Origin of the sequence: Polaribacter sp. BM10 (assembly GCF_002005425.1) — a bacterium.
GTDB lineage: Bacteria > Bacteroidota > Bacteroidia > Flavobacteriales > Flavobacteriaceae > Polaribacter > Polaribacter marinaquae.
Genome location: NZ_CP019704.1, coordinates 2,654,249 through 2,678,560, shown reverse-complemented (window position 1 = coordinate 2,678,560; position 24,312 = coordinate 2,654,249). Strand labels below are relative to the sequence as shown.

At 35.5% G+C, this 24,312-nt stretch carries 1 protein-coding gene; it reads right to left on the bottom strand.

All coding sequences use genetic code 11. The annotated features are described in order from the left end of the window. Nucleotides 1–9: 9 nt before the first annotated feature. Entirely contained in the window at nt 10–24,309 is a 24,300-nt protein-coding gene (locus BXQ17_RS14445) for an Ig-like domain-containing protein (RefSeq protein WP_187661401.1), read from the bottom strand. Between the last annotated feature and the right edge of the window lie 3 nt (nt 24,310–24,312).

Here is a 24,312-nt window from a genome sequence, read left to right as displayed (position 1 = left end):
TTTTATCTGTTATCTATTTAAATATACCCAACCTGTAATTGGTTTTCTAACGCCGTCATTAAAGTAAATAATGTAGAAATAAGTTCCTGTTGGTACTGGTTTACTATCGTTTAGAGTTAATCTACCCGTAGAGTAACCGTCCCACCAATCTGGACTCGTTTTACCATTATTATTATACTCGTACACTTTATTACCCCATCTATTAGATATTTCTAATTTAAAATTAGGATAATTAGCTAGTGCAGGTATTACAAACGTATCGTTGTTACCGTCTCCGTTTGGAGAGAATGCATTCGGAACCAAGTCACAATTTGTAACATCCATATGATCTGGAATCTGATCATTGTCACAATCGAACATGTATTCATCGATAGTTAATATTCCGTCGTTATCATCATCAATATCTTGGAAATCTTTTTTATCATCTGAATCCGTATTTCTAACAACATAACTTAAAATACCACTATCATCAAACGTTTCTAAATTGTTAAATAATCCGTTCATTCCAGAACCTGTTTCAGAACCATCTATAACTCCGTCATTATTAGCATCTGCTGCACCAGAACCAGATTCTTCTATATCTGTTAAACCATCTCCGTCTGAATCTAAATCTAAATGATCTGGAATACCATCATTATCTGTATCTAAACTATTATCACCTCCGTTTTCGATAAAATCTGGAATACCATCATTATCATCATCTAAATCTACACTATCTGGTACGCCGTCTCCGTCGGTGTCATCTGCATCTAAATAATCTGGAATTCCGTCTAAATCATCATCATCATTGTTTAAGTTAGAATCTCCGTTATTATCTTCATCTATAGTTTCAATACCATCGCCATCATCATCGGTATCTAGATAATTTGGTATACCATCTTTATCGGTATCATCATCTGTTGGGTCTCCATTGATTAAAGCTACATCTTCATCCGAAGTATCAATACCATCTCCATCGTCATCTGTATCTAAGTAATTTGGTATACCGTCTTTATCAGTATCATCATCTGTTGGATCTCCGTTAACAGAAACAACATCTTCATCTATTGTATCAACTCCATCACCATCATCATCTGTATCTTGAAAGTCTGGTTTACCATCTTTATCTGTATCAATAAGTGTATAATCTATAGTTCCGCTTTCTGGCGTTACCTCAACTCCGTCGAATAATCCATTAGAACCAGAACCAGTATCTGCACCGTCTATTACACCATCATTATCAGCATCTAAAGCTCCATTACCAGCTTCTACAACATCGTTTACACCGTCACCGTCTGAATCTAGATCTAAATGATCTGGAATACCGTCATTATCTGTATCTCTTAATGGATTACCATTTTGTTCTACTGAATCTGGTATACCATCATTATCATCGTCTAAATCAATGTTATTAGGAATTCCATCTCCATCTGTATCACCTTCTACCGTAATTGTTACCGTTTCTGTTTTACATACTGATGGACTTACAGCTGTATTACAAACTGTATAATCTACTGTTACTGTTGTTCCTTCTTCTCCTACGGCTGGTATATAAGTCATCTCTCCGGTTAATGGATCAAAACTTACAACACCTGTAGCCGTTCCTGTTCCGGCATCTGTTAATGTCGTATTAGTTCCTGGTAAGTAATCATCATTTGCTAATACATTTACAACACCTGGTGTATTAATAGTTACTATTAAGACATCTGAACTTACGGTTGGAACCAGTGGATTTGGATCTGATGAATCTGGATTACCATCATTATCATCATCTAAATCTGTAACATCTGGATCGCCATCATTATCATTATCTGATTGAACTGTAATTGTTACCGTTTCTGTTCTACATACTGATGGATTTACAGCTGTATTACAAACTGTATAATCTACTGTTACCGTTGTTCCTTCTTCTCCTACGGCTGGTATATAAGTCATCTCTCCGGTTAACGGATCAAAACTTACAACGCCTGTAGCAGTTCCTGTTCCGGCATCTGTTAATGTCGTATTAGTTCCTGGTAAATAATCATCGTTTGCTAATAAATTTACAACATTTGATAAACCTTCTACAACCGTTAACACATCTGAACCTACTGTTGGAACCAGTGGATTTGGATCTGATGAATCTGGATTACCATCGTTATCATCATCTAAATCTGTAACATCTGGATCGCCATCATTATCATTATCTGATTGAACTGTAATTGTTACCGTTTCTGTTCTACATACTGATGGATTAACTGCTGTATTACAAACTGTATAATCTACTGTTACTGTTGTTCCTTCTTCTCCTACCGCTGGTGTATAAGTCATCTCTCCGGTTAACGGATCAAAACTTACAACGCCTGTAGCAGTTCCTGTTCCGGCATCTGTTAATGTCGTATTAGTTCCTGGTAAATAATCATCGTTTGCTAATAAATTTACAACATTTGATAAACCTTCTACAACCGTTAACACATCTGAACCTACTGTTGGAACCAGTGGATTTGGATCTGATGAATCTGGATTACCATCGTTATCATCATCTAAATCTGTAACATCTGGATCGCCATCATTATCATTATCCGATTGAACTGTAATTGTTACCGTTTCTGTTCTACATACTGATGGATTAACTGCTGTATTACAAACTGTATAATCTACTGTTACCGTTGTTCCTTCTTCTCCTACGGCTGGTGTATAAGTCATCTCTCCGGTTAACGGATCAAAACTTACAACGCCTGTAGCAGTTCCTGTTCCAGCATCTGTTAATGTTGTATTAGTTCCTGGTAAATAATCATCGTTTGCCAATACATTTACAACATTTGATAAACCTTCTACAACCGTTAACACATCTGAACTTACGGTTGGAACTAATGGATTTGGATCTGATGAATCTGGATTACCATCATTATCATCATCTAAATCTGTAACATCTGGATCACCATCATTATCATTATCTGATTGAACTGTAATTGTTACTGTTTCTGTTCTACATACTGATGGATTAACTGCTGTATTACAAACTGTATAATCTACTGTTACTGTTGTTCCTTCTTCTCCTACCCCTGGTGTATAAGTCATCTCTCCGGTTAGTGGATCAAAACTTACAACGCCTGTAGCAGTTCCTGTTCCTGCATCTGTTATTGTTGTATTTGCACCTGATAAATAATCATCATTTGCTAATACATTTACAACGCCTGATAAACCTTCTACAACCGTTAATGTTTCTGGACTTACAGAAGGCACTAATGGATTTGGATCTGATGAATCTGGATTACCATCGTTATCATCATCTAAATCTGTAACATCTGGATCGCCATCATTATCATTATCTGGTTGAACTGTAATTGTAACTGCTGTCGTTTTACATACTGATGGATTTACAGCTGTATTACAAACTGTATAATCTACTGTTACTGTTGTTCCTTCTTCTCCTACCGCTGGTGTATAAGTCACCTCTCCGGTTAATGGATCAAAACTTACAACGCCTGTAGCAGTTCCTGTTCCAGCATCTGTTAATGTTGTATTAGTTCCTGGTAAATAATCATCGTTTGCCAATACATTTACAACACCTGATAAACCTTCTACAACTGTTAATGTTTCTGGACTTACACCTGGTACTAGTGGATTTGGATCTGATGAATCTGGATTACCATCGTTATCATCATCTAAATCTTCACTATCTGGTATTCCGTCATTATCTGTATCTAAAGAATCTAAATAATCTGGTGTTCCATCATTATTATCATCATCATCATTAAAGTTACCATTATTATTGTTGTCTTCATCCTTAGTTAAAACTCCATCATTATCGTCATCTTCGTCTAAATAATTAGGTATCCCATCATTGTCAGAATCGTCATCTGTTGGATCTCCGTTAATACTAACAACATCTTCTTCTAGAGTATTAATACCATCATTATCGTCATCTATATCTTGGAAATCTAAAACTCCATCTTTATCTGAATCTTGCGGATTATTGATTGTTGTACCACTTTCTACACCATCTTCTATTGCATCAAATAATCCGTTTGCACCAGAATTTGTTTCTGCACCATCAATTCTACCATCGTTGTCTAAATCTACTTGCCCAAACCCTGATTCTATTAAATCGCTAATACCGTCACCGTCTGAATCTAAATCAAGAGAATCTGGAATACCATCTTTATCTGTATCTCTTAATGGATCTCCGTTTTGTTCTACTGAATCTGGAATTCCGTCATTATCATCATCTAAATCTACGCTATCTGGCACACCATCATTATCATTATCTTTAATTTCTCTGTAATCTACTTCTGGTGTAGATGTATTATCAAGGTCTGGTAAATCTATTGCACCGTTATCTTGATCATCATTTACATCAAATAATGCGCCTGCTGTATTATTGTCATCATAACTATCTAATAAACCATCTGCATCAGAATCATTATTAACAGTTGCCTTAACAAAACCGGCTTCTTCTGTATCACTTAAACCATCATTATCTGAATCTAAATCTAAATAATCTGGATTAAAATCACCTTCTGTATCTACAGGTATTAAACCGCTTATTACAGCATTATTATCGTAAGCATCTATTAAACCATCCATATCTGCATCTGCTGTTGCAGAAATTGGCTTGATGTAACCTGCTGTAGTTTGCGCTTCTACGTTATCTGGAATTCCATCATTATCTGAATCAATATCTTTATCATCTGATATTCCATCTCCGTCACTATCAATACCATCATTTACTGTAAATAATGGGAATGTTCCGGGACCTGAGTTTTCTGAAGTTCCGTTTGTTTGTGATGGAGAGCTTGAAGCTGTATTTCCTTCAAACAATCCGTTTATAGCACAACCAGAGAACAACACAGAACCTAAGTTTGTATTTGATGATGTTGATAATAACTCTGCAGAGAATCTAATATCAAAAGCAGAAGTATTATAATAACCAAAATATGCTGCTATTCTTGGTGATGTGTCTACACCTGCATAAGTATCATCTGGTCCTTCAAAAGTTACTAAACCTGTTGCAGGGTTGTCTGTAACAGTTAATAAAGTTTCATTATCTACTGCATATAAACCTGGTCTAGAAAGTATCACAGATTCTCTTGCGTTTGCTCCGTCAATATCATAAATAGACCCACTAAATCTACTAATATTATAAAGTGTATTAGTGTTATCGTTTACAAGAATTACTCTAAAAGCCATTTCTGCTTTATTACCTGTTGGTGTTGGCACTGTGTATTCTGGTTGCCAAGCATCTGGATTACCTGTAGTAGAATTATCTATAGATATTAATGATGCTCCTCCTTTAATATCTGTAATTTCTACAATTGCATCTAAAATACCTCCTGTTCCACCAAAACCTGTAACATCTACAACATTTTCGAAACGATATTTAGCTCCTATAGAACCCGAACCAGAAGCACCTGTTCCTGCTACATAAGTTGGATTTTGGAAACTTACGTTAGGTAATATACATCTAGGATCGTTTGCTGATGATGAAGGAATAAAACCTAATGATTCTACTACATCTACAATTCCATCGTTATCATCATCTATATCTATATCATCTGTAATACCATCACCGTCTGTATCAACTAATACTCCGAAAGTAATTTTATCTCTAAAATCTACTTCTGCTGTTCCTGGATCTTGATCGTTAGGGAATAATGTAACATCTTGATTATTATTTGATGCTGCATCTGGATCTGTTAAGCCGCCAGTGTTTAAATCAAAAGCATCATCTAAACCATCTCCATCTGAATCTACTCCTGAAAATACATTTCCATTGTCTGCAACATTATCTCCATCTGTATCATAAGCTTCAACCGTATCAAGAACACCGTCGCCATCTGAATCTACATCTGTATAATCTGGCGGATCTATACCATCTGTATTTAATGGGAATCTAATTGGGTTACCAGATCCTGGTGCAGTTTCATAAACATCTGCTAAACCATTGCCATCAGAATCTGCTCCTGGTGCAATGTAACCCACTGTAGTTTGCCATTCGATGTTATCTACAATTCCGTCATTATCTGAATCTAAATCTAAATAATTTGGCAATGCATCTGAATCTGCATTTTCTAGATTATTTACAGGAGATCCTGTTATAGAACCACAAGGCGCACAGTCTAAATCGTAAGTATCATCGATACCATCTTTATCTGTATCTACACCTGAAGGAGCTACATACGTTAATGGATTTTGCGCTTCGATGTTATCTATAATTCCGTCTGCATCTGAGTCTAAATCTTTGTAATTTGGAACTCCGTCGCCGTCTGAATCTAATACTGGTAATGGACTATTAGCGATTGTATCATCTAAACCATCATTATTAGTGTCTGTAAAGTTATCTACTTTACCGTCTCCATCTGCATCAACTCCACCTGCTTCAACTAAGTCAGAAATACCGTCATTATCTGAATCATTATCAAACTGATCTATAATTCCGTCTTTATCTTTATCAAAGTTATCGTCAATTCCGTCATTATTTATATCTGATGTGATGTTGTCTGGATCTTTATAATCTGGTATACCATCATTATCTGAATCGTTTAATGGATCTGTTCCTCCATTTTCTACTGTATCTAGAATACCATCATTATCATCATCTAAATCTACAGTGTCTATTATACCATCTCCATCATTATCTGGTTGAACAGTTACTGTAATTTGTGCTGTGTTAGAATCTAAACCATTATCATCTTTTACAGTGTAGTTTATAATAGCTTCACCTGTAAATTCTGGTTCTGGTGTAAATACTACGTTTCCTGAACTATCAACAGTGTAAGTTCCTTGGTTAGGAATTACTAGTGGTGTTGTAGCGTCTCCTGTATTTGATGGATTGTTTGGATCTATCAATGTTACTGTACTTGCATCTACTGTACCATCTGAATCTATATCATTAGCATCAATTGTTGCTAGTGTTACAGGTGTATTTTGTACTGTTGTTGCTGAATCATCATTAGCAACAGGTGCATCATTTTGACCTGTAACTGTGATATCTAAAGTAGTAGACACATTGTCTTTACCATCTGATACTGTATAAGTTACTTGTGGTACAGCACCTGTATAATCTAAAGAAGGTGTATATGTATAACTACCATCTGAATTTATAACTATTGTACCTTCTGTTAATGTTGCTGTTGTTCCTGCTGGATAATCTGTACCATTTACAGTAAATTCTAATACTGTTAATTGGGTGTTTTCTATATCTGTATCGTTACTTAATACTCCGTTTGTAACATTTACAACTAATGGTGTGTCTTCTGGTGTTGTATTTACATCTGCTACTGCATTTGGTGCGTCATTTACTGGTGAAATAACTATACCTATTGTTGCTGTATTAGAATCTAAACCATCATTGTCTTTTACAGTATAGTCTACATCTGCATTACCATTAAAGTTTGGTTCTGGAGTAAATGTTACATTCCCTAAACTGTCTACTTCATATGTACCTACTCCTGGAACTACTAAAGGACTTGTTGAATTACCTGTATTAGTAGCATTATTTGGATCTATTAGTGTTACTGTAGATGCATCTACAGTTCCATCATCTGTATCATTTGAAGTAATCAATGGAATAGTTACAGGAGTATCTTCATTTCCTGTATTACCAAGGTCACTTACTGCTATTGGTGCGTCATTAACACCTGTAACTGTTATATCTAATGTTGATGATATATTTTCTACTCCATCTGTAACAGTATAGGTTACTTGTGGAACTGAACCTACATAATCTGTTGCAGGATTAAAAATATAACTACCATCTGCATTAATAGTAATAGAACCTTCTGTTAATGGTACTGTTGTTCCTGATGGATATGTTGTTCCATTTATGTTAAATTCTACTAAAGTTAATGGTGTTCCATCTGGATCACTATCATTTGTTAATAAACCATTAGAAGCTGAAACATTTAATTGTGTGTCTTCTAAAGTTGTATTTACATCTGGTGTGGTAATTGGCGCATCATTAATACCTGAAACACTTATTGTTAAAGTGCTACTTGCTGGTGCAGTTCCTGTTCCATCAGAAATTGTATAACCAATTACTGGTACAGAACCATTATAATTTGCTGTTGGTACAAAAGTATAACTACCATCTGCATTAATTGTTATTTGACCTTCTGTAATTGTTGCTGTTTCTCCTGCAGTATAGTTTGTACCATCAACCTGGAAAGTAACTACAGTTAGTGTTTCTCCCGGATTCGAATCGGTATCATTATTTAATAAACCATTTACTGTATCTACTGTTAAAGTTACATCTTCTGGTGTAGATTCTGAATCTGGATTTGCAACTGGTGGCAAGAATGATTTTGGCACTGTAATATTCACAGTTGCAGTGTCACACAAGCCATTAGTATCACAAACTTGATATTCGAAAGAATCTGACCCTTTGTTAAAACCAGGGTTTGGGGTATAAGTTATTGTATTATCTCCATTAATTACCACAGTACCATTTGCTGGCTGAGTAACAATTGAAGAAACATTTAACACGTCTCCATCTACATCTGTATCATTTGGTAAAACAGCTATTACTACTGCTACTCCAGGATCTGTTGATGTAACGTCATTTGTTGCTACAGGCGCATCATTTATAGGAGAAACTGAAATATCTAATGTTGAGTTTGCTGTATTTGCACCATCGGTAATTGTATAGGCAATTTGTGGTAAAGAACCATTAAAATTAGCTGCTGGTGTATATACATAGCTACCATCTGGATTAATTATCAGTGAACCTTCTACTAAATTTACAGTATTTCCTGCTGTATAGGTAGTACCTCCTACTGTAAAGCTTGTTACTGTTAGTGAATTGTTTTCTGGATCTGTATCGTTATTTAGCAATCCGTTTGCTGCACTAACCGTTAATATTACATCTTCAGGTGTTGAATTCGTATCTGCTACTGCTACTGGTACATCATTTACTGGGGTTACTGTGATATCTAACGTACTAGTTACAGTATCTGTACCATCACTTAATGTGTACGTTACTTGTGGTACAGTTCCATTAAAGTTAGCTGCTGGTGTAAATGTATAACTACCATCAGATTCTATTTGTAAAACTCCTTCTGTTAACGTAATTGGTGTACCTACTGTTTCTAGTGTACCATTTATTAAAAGTGATACTACTGATAAAGCATCATTTTCTATATCTGAATCATTTACTAATAAACCATTCGCTGCTGATACTGTTAATGGTGTATCTTCGTTTGTAGTATTTACGTCTGCAACAGCTACTGGTGCATCATTTACTGGGATTACTGTAATGTCTAAAGTACCTGGTACAGTTGCTGTACCATCTGTAACACTATACGTAATTGTTGGTACTGTGCCATTAAAGTCTAAAGCAGGTGTAAAGATATAACTACCATCTGAACTTATTTTGATAGTTCCTTCTGGAATATTTCCTGTTTCTCCTGCATTGTATATAGTTCCTCCAACTTCAAAAGTTGCAATACTTAATGGATCTCCATCTGCATCTGTATCATTTGTTAATAACCCATTTGCTGCAGAAACTGTTAATACTGTGCCTTCTACAGTTGTATTTGTTTCATTTAATACTACTGGAACATCATTTACTGGGGTTACTGTAATATCTATTGTTGCTACATTTGAGGTTAATGGTGTTGTAGGATCGTTATCTTGAACTGTATAGTTTACACTTGCTGGTCCATTGTAATTTGCCTCTGGTGTAAATTCTACATTCCCTAAAATATCAACTTCATAAGTTCCTACTCCTGCAATTACCAATGGACTACCTGTACTTCCTGTATTTGATGGATTACTTGGGTCTATTAATGTTACTGTAGATGGGTCTATGGCTCCATCATCTGTATCATTACCTCCAACAGTTGCTACTGTTATGGTTGTATCTTCTGGAGTTGTATTTCCTGAATCATTTACTGCTACTGGTGCATCATTTACTGGGGTAACTGTGATGTCTAATGTACCTGGAACTGTTGCTGTACCATCTGTAACATTATATGTTATTTGTGGTACTGTACCATTAAAGTTACTTGCTGGTGTAAATACATAACCTCCATCTGGCGAAACTTTTATTATACCTTCTGAAAGTGTTACTGTTTCTCCTGCATTGTATATAGTTCCTCCAATTTCAAAAGTTGAAATAATTAATGGATCTCCATCTGCATCTGTGTCATTCGTTAATAAACCATTTGCTGCAGTGACAACTAACTGGGTATCTTCTACAGTTGTATTTGTTTCATTTAATACTACTGGAACATCATTTACTGGGGTTACTGTAATATCTATTGTTGCTACATTTGAGGTTAATGGTGTTGTAGGATCGTTATCTTGAACTGTATAGTTTACACTTGCTGGTCCATTGTAATTTGCCTCTGGCGTAAACTCTACATTTCCTAAAATATCAACTTCATAAGTTCCTACTCCTGCAATTACCAATGGACTACCTGTACTTCCTGTATTTGATGGATTACTTGGGTCTATTAATGTTACTGTAGATGGGTCTATGGCTCCATCATCTGTATCATTACCTCCAACAGTTGCTACTGTTATGGCTGTATCTTCTGGAGTTGTATTTCCTGAATCATTTACTGCTACTGGTGCATCATTTACTGGGGTAACTGTGATGTCTAATGTACCTGGAACTGTTGCTGTACCATCTGTAACATTATATGTTATTTGTAGTACTGTACCATTAAAGTTACTTGCTGGTGTAAATACATAACCTCCATCTGGCGAAACTTTTATTATACCTTCTGAAAGTGTTACTGTTTCTCCTGCATTGTATATAGTTCCTCCAATTTCAAAAGTTGAAATAATTAATGGATCTCCATCTGCATCTGTGTCATTCGTTAATAAACCATTTGCTGCAGTGACAACTAACTGGGTATCTTCTACAGTTGTATTTGTTTCATTTAATACTACTGGAACATCATTTACTGGGGTTACTGTAATATCTATTGTTGCTACATTTGAGGTTAATGGTGTTGTAGGATCGTTATCTTGAACTGTATAGTTTACACTTGCTGGTCCATTGTAATTTGCCTCTGGCGTAAACTCTACATTTCCTAAAATATCAACTTCATAAGTTCCTACTCCTGCAATTACCAATGGACTACCTGTACTTCCTGTATTTGATGGATTACTTGGGTCTATTAATGTTACTGTAGATGGGTCTATGGCTCCATCATCTGTATCATTACCTCCAACAGTTGCTACTGTTATGGCTGTATCTTCTAGAGTTGTATTTCCTGAATCATTTACTGCTACTGGTGCATCATTTACTGGAGTAACTGTGATGTCTAATGTACTTGAGATTGTATCTACAGTACCATCTGTAATAGTGTAAGTTACTTGAGGAACAGTTCCATTAAAATCTGCTGCTGGCACAAAATTATAGCTACCATCTGCATTTATAGTTAAAGAACCTTCTGCTAAACTTACTGCGTTTCCAACAGGATATGTTGTACCTCCAATACTAAATTCTTTTACAGAAAGTACATCACCATCTATATCAGAATCATTATTTAATAAGCCATTTGATACTGAAACTGTTAATATAGTATCTTCTGGGGTTGTATTAGTATCTGGAGTTGCAACTGGTGCATCATTTATTGGGTTTACAGTTATTGTTAAAGTACTACTTGCGTTTGGTGTACCTGTACTATCTGTTATTGTATAATTTACTGCTGGTACAATACCATTAAAGTTTGTTGCTGGTACAAATGTGTAACCACCACCAGCATTTATAGTTAGATCACCTTCTGGTAAGTTTGCAGTTTGACCTGCTGTATACGTCATACCACCTGCTACAAACTGTGTAATTGTAATAGGATCTAAATTACCATCTGTGTCATTTTTAATTAAACTCTTAGTAGCTCCGTCTGCTACTGTTAAAGTTACTTCTTCATCTGTAATATTTGTATCTGGATTTGCAACTGGAGAAAATGCAGATTGTGGAACTGCAATTGTTACAGTTGCTGTATCTGTACCTCCATTACCATCAGAAATTTCATAGGTAAATGTATCTGTACCATTATTGAAACCTGCTTGAGGGGTATATACAATATAATCGTCTGATGTATCTCCAGAGGTTCCATTGTCATTTAAAACAGCTGTTCCTTTTCCAGGAGTTCCTACAGAACTAATAGATAAAATATCTCCATCTAAATCTGAGTCGTTGATTAAAACTGGAATATTAACTGATATACCAGGGTCTGTAGATGATGTATCATCTATTGCTACTGGATTATCATTTACAGGAGTTACTGTAATATTTAATGTACTATTTGCTGTATTTGAACCATCTGTAGCTTCGTAAGTTATAGTTGGTACAGAACCGTTAAAATTAGTAGCTGGTGTAAAACTGTAACTACCATCAGAATTTAATGTAATTGTACCTGATGTTAATATTGCTGTTTGACCTGCATTATAAGTAGTACCACCTACTGTAAATTTAGTTACTGTTAACGTATCTCCATCTATATCTGAATCGTTATTTAAAACACCATTTGCTGCTGTAACATTTAGAGTGGTATCTTCTGGTGTGGTATTTGTATCTGCAACTAATGTTGGTGAATCATTTGTTGGTATAACAGTTATATCTAATGTACTAGAAGCATCTGCTGTACCATCTGAAACTGTATAAGTTATGGTTGGTACAGTTCCATTAAAGTTTGCTGTTGGAACAAATACATAACTACCATCTGAATTTACAGTAATTGTACCTTCTGGAACAGTGACTGGGTTACCTGCTGAAACTGTTGTTCCTCCTACTTCAAATTGAGTTACTGTAAGTGGATTTCCATCTACATCTGAATCATTATTAAGAACACCATTTGCTGCTGTAACCGTTAATGTTACATCTTCTGCTGTTGTATTTGTATCTGGTACTGCTGTTGGTGCATCATTAATTGGATCTACTGAAAGTGTTAATGTGCTATTTGCAGTATTTGTACCATCTGAAATAGTATAATTTATTACAGGTACTGCTCCATTATAATTTGTTGCTGGTGTAAATGTATAACTACCATCTGCATTAATTTTTATAACTCCTTCTGTTATTGTTGCTGATGTACCAGGAGTATATAAAGTTCCATTAACTGTAAATTGTGTTACTGAAATTGCATTCCCTTCTGGATCTGTATCATTATTTAATAAACCACTAGCTGCATCTACATCTAATGCTACATCTTCATTTGTAGAATTGATATCTACTACAGCTATTGGTGGATCGTTTACTGGAGTTACAGTGATATCTAGTGTTGATGATGCTGTATCTATACCATCTGTTGCTGTATAAGTTACTTGTGGTACAGCTCCATTAAAGTCAGTTGCTGGAACATATGTATAACTACCATCTGAGTTTAAAGTAATTGTTCCTGCTGGAGTTGTTGCAGTTTCGCCTGCTAAATAAGATGTTCCAGAAACACTAAATCCTGATACATTAATTACATCACCATCTAAATCTGAATCATTATTAAGAACACCATTTGCGGCTGCAACTACTAATGTTACATCTTCTACAGTTGTATTTGTATCTGCTATAACTGTTGGTGCATCATTTATAGGATTAACTGTAATTGCTAACGTACTATTATCTGTGTTTATACCATCTGTTATTGTATAATTTACTACAGGTAACGTTCCGTTAAAATTAGTTGCAGGCGTAAATGTATAACTACCATCTGCGTTAATATTTAAGTCTCCTTCTGTTAAATTGGCTGTACTTCCTGCTGTGTAAGTAGTACCTCCAACCACAAATTTTGTTATTGTTAAAGGATCGTTTTCTGGATCTGAATCATTATTTAATAATCCGTTTGTAGCTGTTAAATTTAATACTTCATCCTCATTAATTGCATTTGTATCTGCTACTGCAATTGGAGAATCGTTTACTGGTGTTACAGTAATATCTAATGTAGATGTTGCTGTTGTTGTACCATCTGAAACTGTATAAGTTACTTGTGGTACAGATCCATTAAAATTAGCAGCAGGAGTAAATGTATAACTACCATCTGCATTTAGTTTAATAGTACCTTCTGTGATTGTTGCAGTATTGCCAGCTGTAAAGTTTGTACCATCTACTGTAAATTGTGTAACAGTTAGTGGGTCATTTTCTTTATCACTATCATTTTTAAGAACGCCATCTATTGCAGCTACTGTTAAAGTAACATCTTCTGATGTTGTATTTATATCTGCAACTAAGTCTGGTACATCATTTACTGGAGTTACAGCTAAACTTAATGTTGAGTTTGTAGTATTTGCACCGTCTGAAACTGTATAAGTAACTAGTGGTACAGTACCATTAAAGTCTGCTGCTGGAGTAAATGTATAACTACCATCTGCTTTTAGATTTATTGCACCCTCTGTAATTGTTGCTGTTTCTCCTGCATTATATGAAATACCACCCACAGTAAATTTAGTTACTGTTACTGGGTCTAAATCTGTATCTGAATCATTGTTAAGAACACCGTTTGCAGCAGATACTGTTAATGCAGTATCTTCTGCTGTTGTATTTGTATCTGGTAATGCTGTTGGTGAATCATTTACAGGTGTAACAGTAATATCTAAAGTACTTGTAGTAGATAATAATCCATCTGAAACTGTATATGTAACTTGTGGTACAGTACCATTAAAATTAGCTGCTGGCACAAAAGAGTAACTTCCATTTGCATTTAATTTTAATGTACCTTCTGTTAAAACAATGTCTGAACCTACTGTTCTAATTGAGCCTCCGATAGAAATTGATGTTACTGTTAAGGCATCTCCTTCTTCATCAGAATCGTTACTTAAAACACCATTTGCAGCTGTTACTGTTAAAGCAGTGTCTTCTACTGTTGTATTAGTATCTGGTGCAGCTACTGGTCTATCATTAACTGGGTTAACATTTAAATCTAAAGTAGAAGTTGTACTTGTTGTACCGTCTGAAACTGTGTAAGTTACTTGTGGTACAGTACCATTAAAGTCTTCTGCTGGTGTAAATGTATAACTACCATCAGTATTTACTTGTAAATTTCCTTCAGGTAAAACTGCTAATGTTCCTGCTGGATATGAAGTACCACCAATTGTAATCTGTGTTACAGATAATGGATTTCCATCTATATCTGAATCATTAGCTAAAAGTCCATTTGCAGCTGTTACTGTTAATACAGTATCTTCTGCTGTTGTATTTGTATCTGGTAATGCTATTGGTGCATCATTTACAGGAGTTACTGTAATAGTTAAAGTACTTGTTGCATCTACTGTTAAACCAGAACTATCTGTTACAGTGTAAGTAATAGTTGGTACAGTACCATTAAAGTTTAGAGCAGGCACAAATGTGTAACTACCATCTTCATTTAATGTAATTGTACCAACATTTGGTATTGTTGATGTTGTTCCAGCAGTATTTGTACCTGATACACCACTTACAGTATAACTTACAACTTTTAAAGGGTCTAAGTTTCCATCTGTATCATTTTTAAGTACTCCATCTGCAGCAACAACTGTTAAAGTTGTTTCTTCTGAAGTTATATTTGTATCTGGATTTGCAACTGGTGGAAATGGTGAAATTGGAACTGTTACTGTAACTGTTGCTGTATCTGTACCTCCATTTCCGTCAGAAATTTCATAAGTGAATGTATCTGAACCATTATTAAATCCTGAGTTTGGTGTATACTTTATAGTTCCATCTGAATTTATAGTAGCTGTACCATTTGTTGGTTGTGCTGTAATATTAGAAACTGAAATAATATCTCCATCTAAATCATTATCATTTGATAACACAGGGATATCTATTGCTACATCTGGATCTGTACCTGCAATATCATCTGTAGCTACTGGTGCATCGTTTACAGGATCTACTGTAATGTCTAATGTTGAATTCGCAGTATTGGTTCCATCACTTACTGTATAAGTTACTTGTGGTACTGCACCATTAAAATCTTGTTCTGGTACAAAACTATAACTACCATCTTCATTTACGGTTAACGTTCCTACGTTTGGTATAGCAGTTACTCCTGGTGTTCCCGAAGTTACTGGAACTGTGGTTCCTCCTACTACAAACTGAGTTACCGTTAATGTATCACCATCTAAATCTGTATCGTTTACATCTATTAATCCGTCTGCTTTTACTACAGTTAATGTTGTGTCTTCATTTACACTTGCTGTATCTGGATTTGCTATTGGTGCATCATTTACTGGAGTAACTGTAATTACCTCATTAGCTGTGGCTGTTTCTCCATTACCATCTGAAATTTCATAGGCAAATGTTGATGTTCCGTTAAAATTCGCATCTCCTTTAAAGCTAATTGCTCCTGCTGCTGAAACTGTTACGGTTCCATCTGGAACTGTAATTGTTTGTGCTGTTCCTGGTGTTAAAGCTGTTCCGTTAATACTTGTAATGCTTAACGTATCTACATCTACATCACTATCGCCTGTTAATGGTGTTAACGTTACTGCTGTATCTTCATTGACTGTGTACGTATCGTTTACGGCTACTGGTGCATCGTTTACAGGATCTACTGTAATGTCTAATGTTGAATTCGCAGTATTGGTTCCATCACTTACTGTATAAGTTACTTGTGGTACTGCACCATTAAAATCTTGTTCTGGTACAAAACTATAACTACCATCTGCATTTACGGTTAACGTTCCTACGTTTGGTATAGCAGTTACTCCTGGTGTTCCCGAAGTTACTGGAACTGTGGTTCCTCCTACTACATACTGAGTTACCGTTAATGTATCGCCATCTAAATCTGTATCGTTTACATCTATTAATCCGTCTGCTTTTACTACAGTTAATGTTGTGTCTTCATTTACACTTGTTGTATCTGGATTTGCTATTGGTGCATCATTTACTGGAGTAACTGTAATTACCTCATTAGCTGTGGCTGTTTCTCCATTACCATCTGAAATTTCATAGGCAAATGTTGATGTTCCGTTAAAATTCGCATCTCCTTTAAAGCTGATTGCTCCTGCTGCTGAAACTGTTACGGTTCCATCTGGAACTGTAATTGTTTGTGCTGTTCCTGGTGTTAAAGCTGTTCCGTTAATACTTGTAATGCTTAACGTATCTCCATCTACATCACTATCGCCTGTTAATGGTGTTAACGTTACTGCTGTATCTTCATTGACTGTGTACGTATCGTCTACGGCTACTGGTGCATCGTTTACAGGATCTACTGTAATATCTAATGTTGAATTTACAGAGGTTGTTCCATCACTTACTGTATAAGTTACTTGTGGTACTGAACCATTAAAGTCTTGTACTGGTACAAAAATATAACTACCATCTGAATTTACGGTTAATGTTCCTACATTTGGTATTACTCTTACTCCTGGTGTTCCTGAACTTACTGGTACTGTGGTTCCTCCTACTACAAACTGAGTTACCGTTAATGTATCTCCATCTAAGTCTGTATCATTTACATCTATTAATCCGTCTGCTTTTACTACAGCTAATGCTGTGTCTTCATTTACACTTGCTGTGTCTGGATTGGCTGTTGGTGCATCATTTACTGGCGTTACTGTAATTATTTGATTGGCTGTGGCTGTTTCGCCATTTCCATCTGTTATTTCATATGCAAATGTTGATGTTCCATTAAAATTCACATCTCCTTTAAAACTTATAACTCCGGTTGCTGATACTGTTACTGTACCATCTGGCACTGCAATGGTTTGAGCTGTTCCTGGTGTTAATGTGGTGCCGTTAATACTTGTAATACTTAACGTATCTACATCTACATCACTATCGCCTGTTAATGGTGCTAAAGTAACTGCTGTATCTTCATTAACTGTGTACGTATCGTTTACGGCTACTGGTGCATCATTTATTGGAGTTACTGTAATATCTAATGTTGAATTTACAGAGGTTGTTCCATCACTTACTGTATAAGTAACTTGTGGTACTGTACCATTAAAGTCTTGTACTGGTACAAAACTATAACTACCATCTGAGTTTACTGTTAAAGTTCCTACGTTTGGTATACTAGTTGCCCCTCCTGTAGTTGGGTTTACTGGCACTGTAGTTCCATTTACTACAAATTGGGTTACTGATAATGGATTTGCATCTACATCAGTATCGTTACTTAATAATCCATTTGCAGCAGTTATGGTTAAATTGGTGTCTTCATTAAATGTTTGAGAGTCTGGACCTGCTACTGGAGCATCATTTACTGGGGTTACTGTAATATCTAAAGTTGCTTGATTTGAAGTTGTTCCATCATTATCATTTACTGTATATAAGATATCTGCAGAACCATTAAAGTCTTGTAATGGAGTAAATACAACTGTTCCTGCTCCATTTACTGTATATGTTCCTACATTTGGAATTACTAAAGGATTTGCAGAATCACCTGTATTTGCAGGATTACTTGGATCTATTAATACCACAGTTGTTGGGTCAATAGTTCCATCTACATCCGTATCATTTGCTCCAATTGTATTTAATGTTAAAACAGCTCCTTCTAAAATAGTTCCTGAATTGTTATTTGCAACTGGTGCATCATTAACTGAATTTACTGTTATACCAATTGTTGCTTCATTTGAAACATTAGTATTGCTGTCTTTAATAGTGTAATTAATATCTGCTGTTCCGTTGAAATTAAGTACTGGAGTAAAAGTTACATTTCCTAACGGATCTACTGTGTAAGTACCAACATTAGCAATTACTAAAGGAGTTCCTGTTACTCCTGTATTAGAAGCATTGTTTGGATCTATTAATATAATTGTTGAAGCTACAGGTGTTGTATCTTCTACATCTGTATCATTTGCACCTATAGTTGACACTATAATTGGAGTGTCTTCATTTGTGGTATTTCCTAAATCGTCTACAGCAACAGGTGGGTTATTACTTACTGTTAGTGTAGCTGGTGGAGTTGATGGAGTCTCACAAGCATAGTCTGATTTTGATACAATTACTTGGTATTTATATCCGTTTTCTGCAGTTGTTAAGTTACTAATTGTTAAAGTATTTGTTGTTGCTCCACTATAGTTTCCTCCATCTACTATATCTGTAAAAGTTGTGCCTCCATCTGTGCTTTGTTGCCATTGAAAAACATTACCTGTTGAAACCACATTAAATGACACACTACCCGCGATAAAACCATTTTGATCTTGAGGTTGTGTACTTATAACAACTGGTGTACCTGCAGTAGTTACGTTTGTATTTGTACCTGTGTAAGGTGCTCCTGTAACAGTACCATCTGATTCAATACCTGTACCAGATACAGTACCTGCTGTAGTTGTACTTTCTGTAAAACCTGCTTCTGTAACATCTGGACAACCATCGTTGTCTGAGTCTGTGTCTAAATGATTTGGAATACCATCTAAATCTGAATCGAAATTATCGTTAATTCCATCTGAATTTGTATCTGCAAAACCTGGGTAATCAGGATCTTTAAAATCTGGTGTTCCATCATTGTCTGCATCTGCATCTGGATTTACTGCTCCTGGCGTTTCTGCAGTATCTAAAATACCATCATTATCATCATCTAAATCTATTGCATCTGCAATACCATCGTTATCAAAATCTAAAATGTCTCTGTAATCTACATCTCCACCAGTATTTAAATCTCCATCTTCATCTGCAAAATCTGTTTTTGGGTCATTATATATTCCGTTAGCGTCATCATATCCGTCTACACTTTCAGAAGTGTTTTCTAATCCATTTACACCTGTAGTTCCGTTAGTTTTTCCATCTCCATTAGTATCTAATGCTGCATTTCCTACCTCTACAATATCTTTTAAAGTATCGTTGTCTGAGTCTAAGTCTAAATAATCTGGTGTTCCATCATTATCTGTATCAACAGGAACAACAGCAGTTCCAACACCGTTTGTAGAATCATAAGCATCATTTAAACCATCTTCATCTGTATCATTTGCTGCTGGTAGAATGTAACCTAAAGTACTTTGTGCCTCTACATTATCTGGAATAGAATCATCATCTGAATCTAAATCTAGATAATTTGGTAAACTATCTCCGTCTGTATTAGGTATTGTTAATTTTTCACCTGGGTTTAAAGCAGTATCTGCGTTACCATTTCTATCATCATAAGGGTCAATTGCATCTATCAACCCATCAGAATCTACATCATTTAAAGACCCTGCACCATATTTTCCATCTCCATCTGGATCTATTCCTCCGGCTTCAATTACATCTGTTATTCCGTCATTATCAGAATCTAAATCTACAAAGTTAGGATTGTCTGCTCCTGCAGTATTTGGTATTGTTAAACTTGAAGTCTCGCTAGTTCCTGTAGTTGCTGTATCTGGTGAAACTGCTAAAGGAATACCTTTAGAGTTTACTTCTGTATTATCTAAAACACCTGTTCCAGGTTGACCATTTCCATCTGGGTCATCTGTTCCTCCTGCTTCAATATAATCTGTAATTCCATCATTATCTGTGTCTAAATCAAAATAATTAGGTATCCCATCTCCATCTTTATCAGACGGATTTGTTCTTGGGTTATTATCACCATCTTCATTAAAATCTTCATCAACATCTAAAATACCATCGTTATCATCATCTAAATCTACGATGTCATTAATTCCGTCACCATCATTATCTTGAGTAGAAGACTCTCTCCAGTCTCTATCTCCTCCAATAGGATCTGTATCCGGCTGTGTTTTTGCACCACCATTTACGCCTGATTGATCTCCGTTTGTTGCATTATTTGTTGTTGATATTCCTGAAACATTATCAAAAATATCTGCTAAACCATCATTATCTGAATCTGTAAAATTAGCTGGATCTATAATTCCATTTGCATCTGCATCTAAAACAGCATCTATAGAATTGTCTATATTGTTCTCAGAAATATCAAATATTCCATCATTTTCAGAATCTGTATCTGCGTAATCTGGTGCAGAACCACCATCTGTGTTTGTGTAACCAATTCCTACTCCACCATTATCAACATCATAAGCATTATCGATACCATCATTGTCTGTATCTGATCCCGAAGGGGCAACATATGTTGTAGTTGATTGTCCTTCTATATTATCAATAATTCCGTCATTATCAATATCTATATCTAAATAATTTTTTACACCATCGCCGTCTCTGTCTTGGTTAAATCCAAAACCTCCTAAAATATTTCCTCCAAAATCAGGGTCGTTTGTATCTGCCAAACCATCTGCATCTGAATCTGCTGGAGTTCCTGTTCCTACAATACCATCATTATCTCCATCTGTAACTTGAAAGTTCCCTTCGAAAGTATCTGGTAAACCATCGCCATCTGAATCTAAATCTAAATAGTTAGGTATGGTATCTGTATCTGAGTTTAAGAATGTTGGAAATGTTGCTTCTGCATCTATAGTATCATGCCAACCATTATTATCTGTATCTACAAAACCATCTATAATACCATCATTTGTAGTGTCTGTGTAGGTTGCATTATCTGAAAATGCTTCTTCTGTATCTGAAATACCATCATTGTCTGAATCTCTGTCTAAGAAATTGTATAAGTTTGGATTGATGTCTGAGCTTGCATCTGTATTGATTGGATTGTTTGCTGCAACTCCACTTTCTGGTGTTGTTTCTAATCCGTCTGCAAAACCGTTTGCTCCTGTACTAACTGCTGCAGCATCTGCAATACCATCATTGTTAGTATCTGCATAACCTGCTTCTAAAACGTCTGGAATACCATCATTGTCTGAATCTAAATCTAAATGGTTTGGTATACCATCTCCATCAAAATCAAAACCTGCTGCAATTCCATTTCCATCTAAAGTTCCTGAATCTGGATCTAAATAATTTGGTGTGCCATCATTATCTGCATCTGCAGTTGGGTCTGTACCTAAACCTTCAACTATATCTAAAATACCATCATTATCTGAATCTAGGTCTTCAATATCTGCAATACCATCATTATCTGAATCTGCAATTCCTGTAATTGTTAATGTTGAAGAACTTGTGCCTCCATTACCATCACTTATTGTGTATGTAATTACTGGAACAGGTCCAACGTAATCGTTTACTGGTAAAAACTGATAGCTTCCATCAGCATTTATTTGAATTACCCCAACACCTGGTAATGTTGCAACTGCTCCAGCAGTATAGTTTGTTCCATTAACAGTATATTCTGAAAGCGTTAATGGGTCTGTTTCTGGATCTGTATCATTACTTAATAAACCATTTGCAGCTGTTACAGATAATGTTGTATTTTCTATTACTGTATTTACATCTGGATTTGCAACTGGATCATCATTTACTGGTGTAATTGATATATCTAAAGTTCCTGGATCTGATGTAAATCCACTATCATCATTTATTGTATAGTTGATGTCTGCATCGCCATTAAAATTATCTTCAGGAGTAAAAGTTACATTACCTGCAGCATCTACAGTGTAAGTTCCTTTACCTGCAATTACTAAAGGATTTCCTGTTTCTCCTGTATTTCCTGCATCTGTAGGATCTATTAAAATTATTGTTGATGGCACAACATTGCCATCTTCATCTGTATCATTATTACCAATTGTTGCTATATTAACAGGGTTATCTTCTAATGCAGTTCCTGCGTCTGAATTTGCAACTGGTAAATCGTTTACAGCTGTTATTGTTATATCTGCTGTACCTGTTACTGGTGCTGCTATTCCGTCTGAAACTGTGTACGTAAATTCTCCCGGATCTGCTACTCCGTCGTAAGCTGTTGGTGCATCATAAATTAGACCATCTACCTCTGCTGGAGTTAAATTAGAATTGTTTGCAACAACATCTCCGTTTGCTTTTTTAACAATTCCTAAATTTGGCAAACCTGTAACTGTTATTGTAATTGCATTTGCATCTGGATCTGTAGGCGCCATTAAACCTAATGGTGTACCCGTACTTTCTTCTGCAACAGTAATTGCGTTGCTACTTGCTACTGGCGGATCATTTGTAAAAACAGTTAATGTACCTGCATCTGAAACTGTAGGACAAGCATAAGTAGATTTAGAAACAACAACTCTATATTTGTAATTATTCTGCGCACTTGTTACACCTGTAATAGTTAATGTATTTGTAGCTGTACCAGAATAAACACCACCGTCTAAAACAGTATTGTAAACTGTACCACCATCTGTACTAATTTCCCATTGAAAAATTGTACCATCTGTAGTTACGGTAAAAGTAGTGTTTTCTCCTACTAAAATATTTCTATTTGGTGGCTGAGCAGTTATAGAAGCTGCTGTACCTGCAGTTGAAACATTAGTATTTGTACCTGTATATGCCGTTGTAAAACCTGTAACTCTACCGTTTGTTGCGTTATAACCTGAACCCTGAACTTCTCCGGGCATTGTTGAGCTTTCTGTATGACCAGCTTCTAATACATCGTTACAACCATCACCATCTGCATCTGTATCAAATTGATCTATAGTTCCGTCTAAATCTATATCATATCTATCGTCTATGTTATCAGAATTTGAATCTAAAAAACCAGAAATTGCAGGATCTTGGTAATCTAAAACTCCGTTATCATTAGTATCAACAATCGGATCTCCGCTTGACGCATTTTCTGCCGAATCTAAAATACCATCATTATCATCATCTAAATCACAACCATCTGCAACACCATCATTATCGTTATCTAAATTATCATCAAAACCATTACATTCATCCACAGAATCTAAAACTCCGTCACCATCTGAATCTCCATCTACAACTACGATAATTTGTGCAGTTTCGCAATTATTTGCATTTGAACTATCACAAATTTTATAAACTAACGTATAACTTCCTGTTGCAGAATTTGCTGGTACAGATACTAAACCATCTGCATTAATTGTAGCACCGGTTAAGCCGTCTAAATCTATTAATGAGACTGTAACATTGGTAGAAGTTGCTGTTACACCATCTATTGTATCATTTGTAAAAACATTACCAGCAGTTCCGCCATTAATACCATTTACAGCTGTTGCTGAAAAATCATCATTTGTTGCAACAATATTTGATATTGCAAATACTGATGCAAATGAAATATCATCTTCATGAACATTTTCTGTATGAGTTGCAGTTTCTGCCGTAGTAATTTCTGTACTTGTAACACTAAATACATTATCTACTTTTGTAGCTGTAATATCTGCTGCAGTAATTGTGTAAGAACCTGTGTACACCCAGCTCTCATCTGCATCTAAAATACTATTGTTATTTAAGTCTCCGCTATTTAATGTCATAGCAGTTCCTTTAGAGCTTGAAATCGCTACATTATTTAAAGGAATTGCACCAGAATTATATACCGCAACGCTATAATTAATTATATCGCCGGCATTTTTACTTCCGTCTGGAGTAGTTGCATTTGGCACAATTGTAATCGTTTGAGCGAAACTTGCGCTAATTGAAATAAATAAGAATGCGACAAGCAGAAATAACTGCCTTGTCTTTTTACTAAATTTATTTTTCAAGTTGAAAAGTGTGTACATTTT

Coding starts and splice junctions, on each gene's coding strand:
- BXQ17_RS14445 (WP_187661401.1), bottom strand. CDS start 24,309: ATGTACACACTTTTCAACTTGAAAAATAAATTTAGTAAAAAGACAAGG.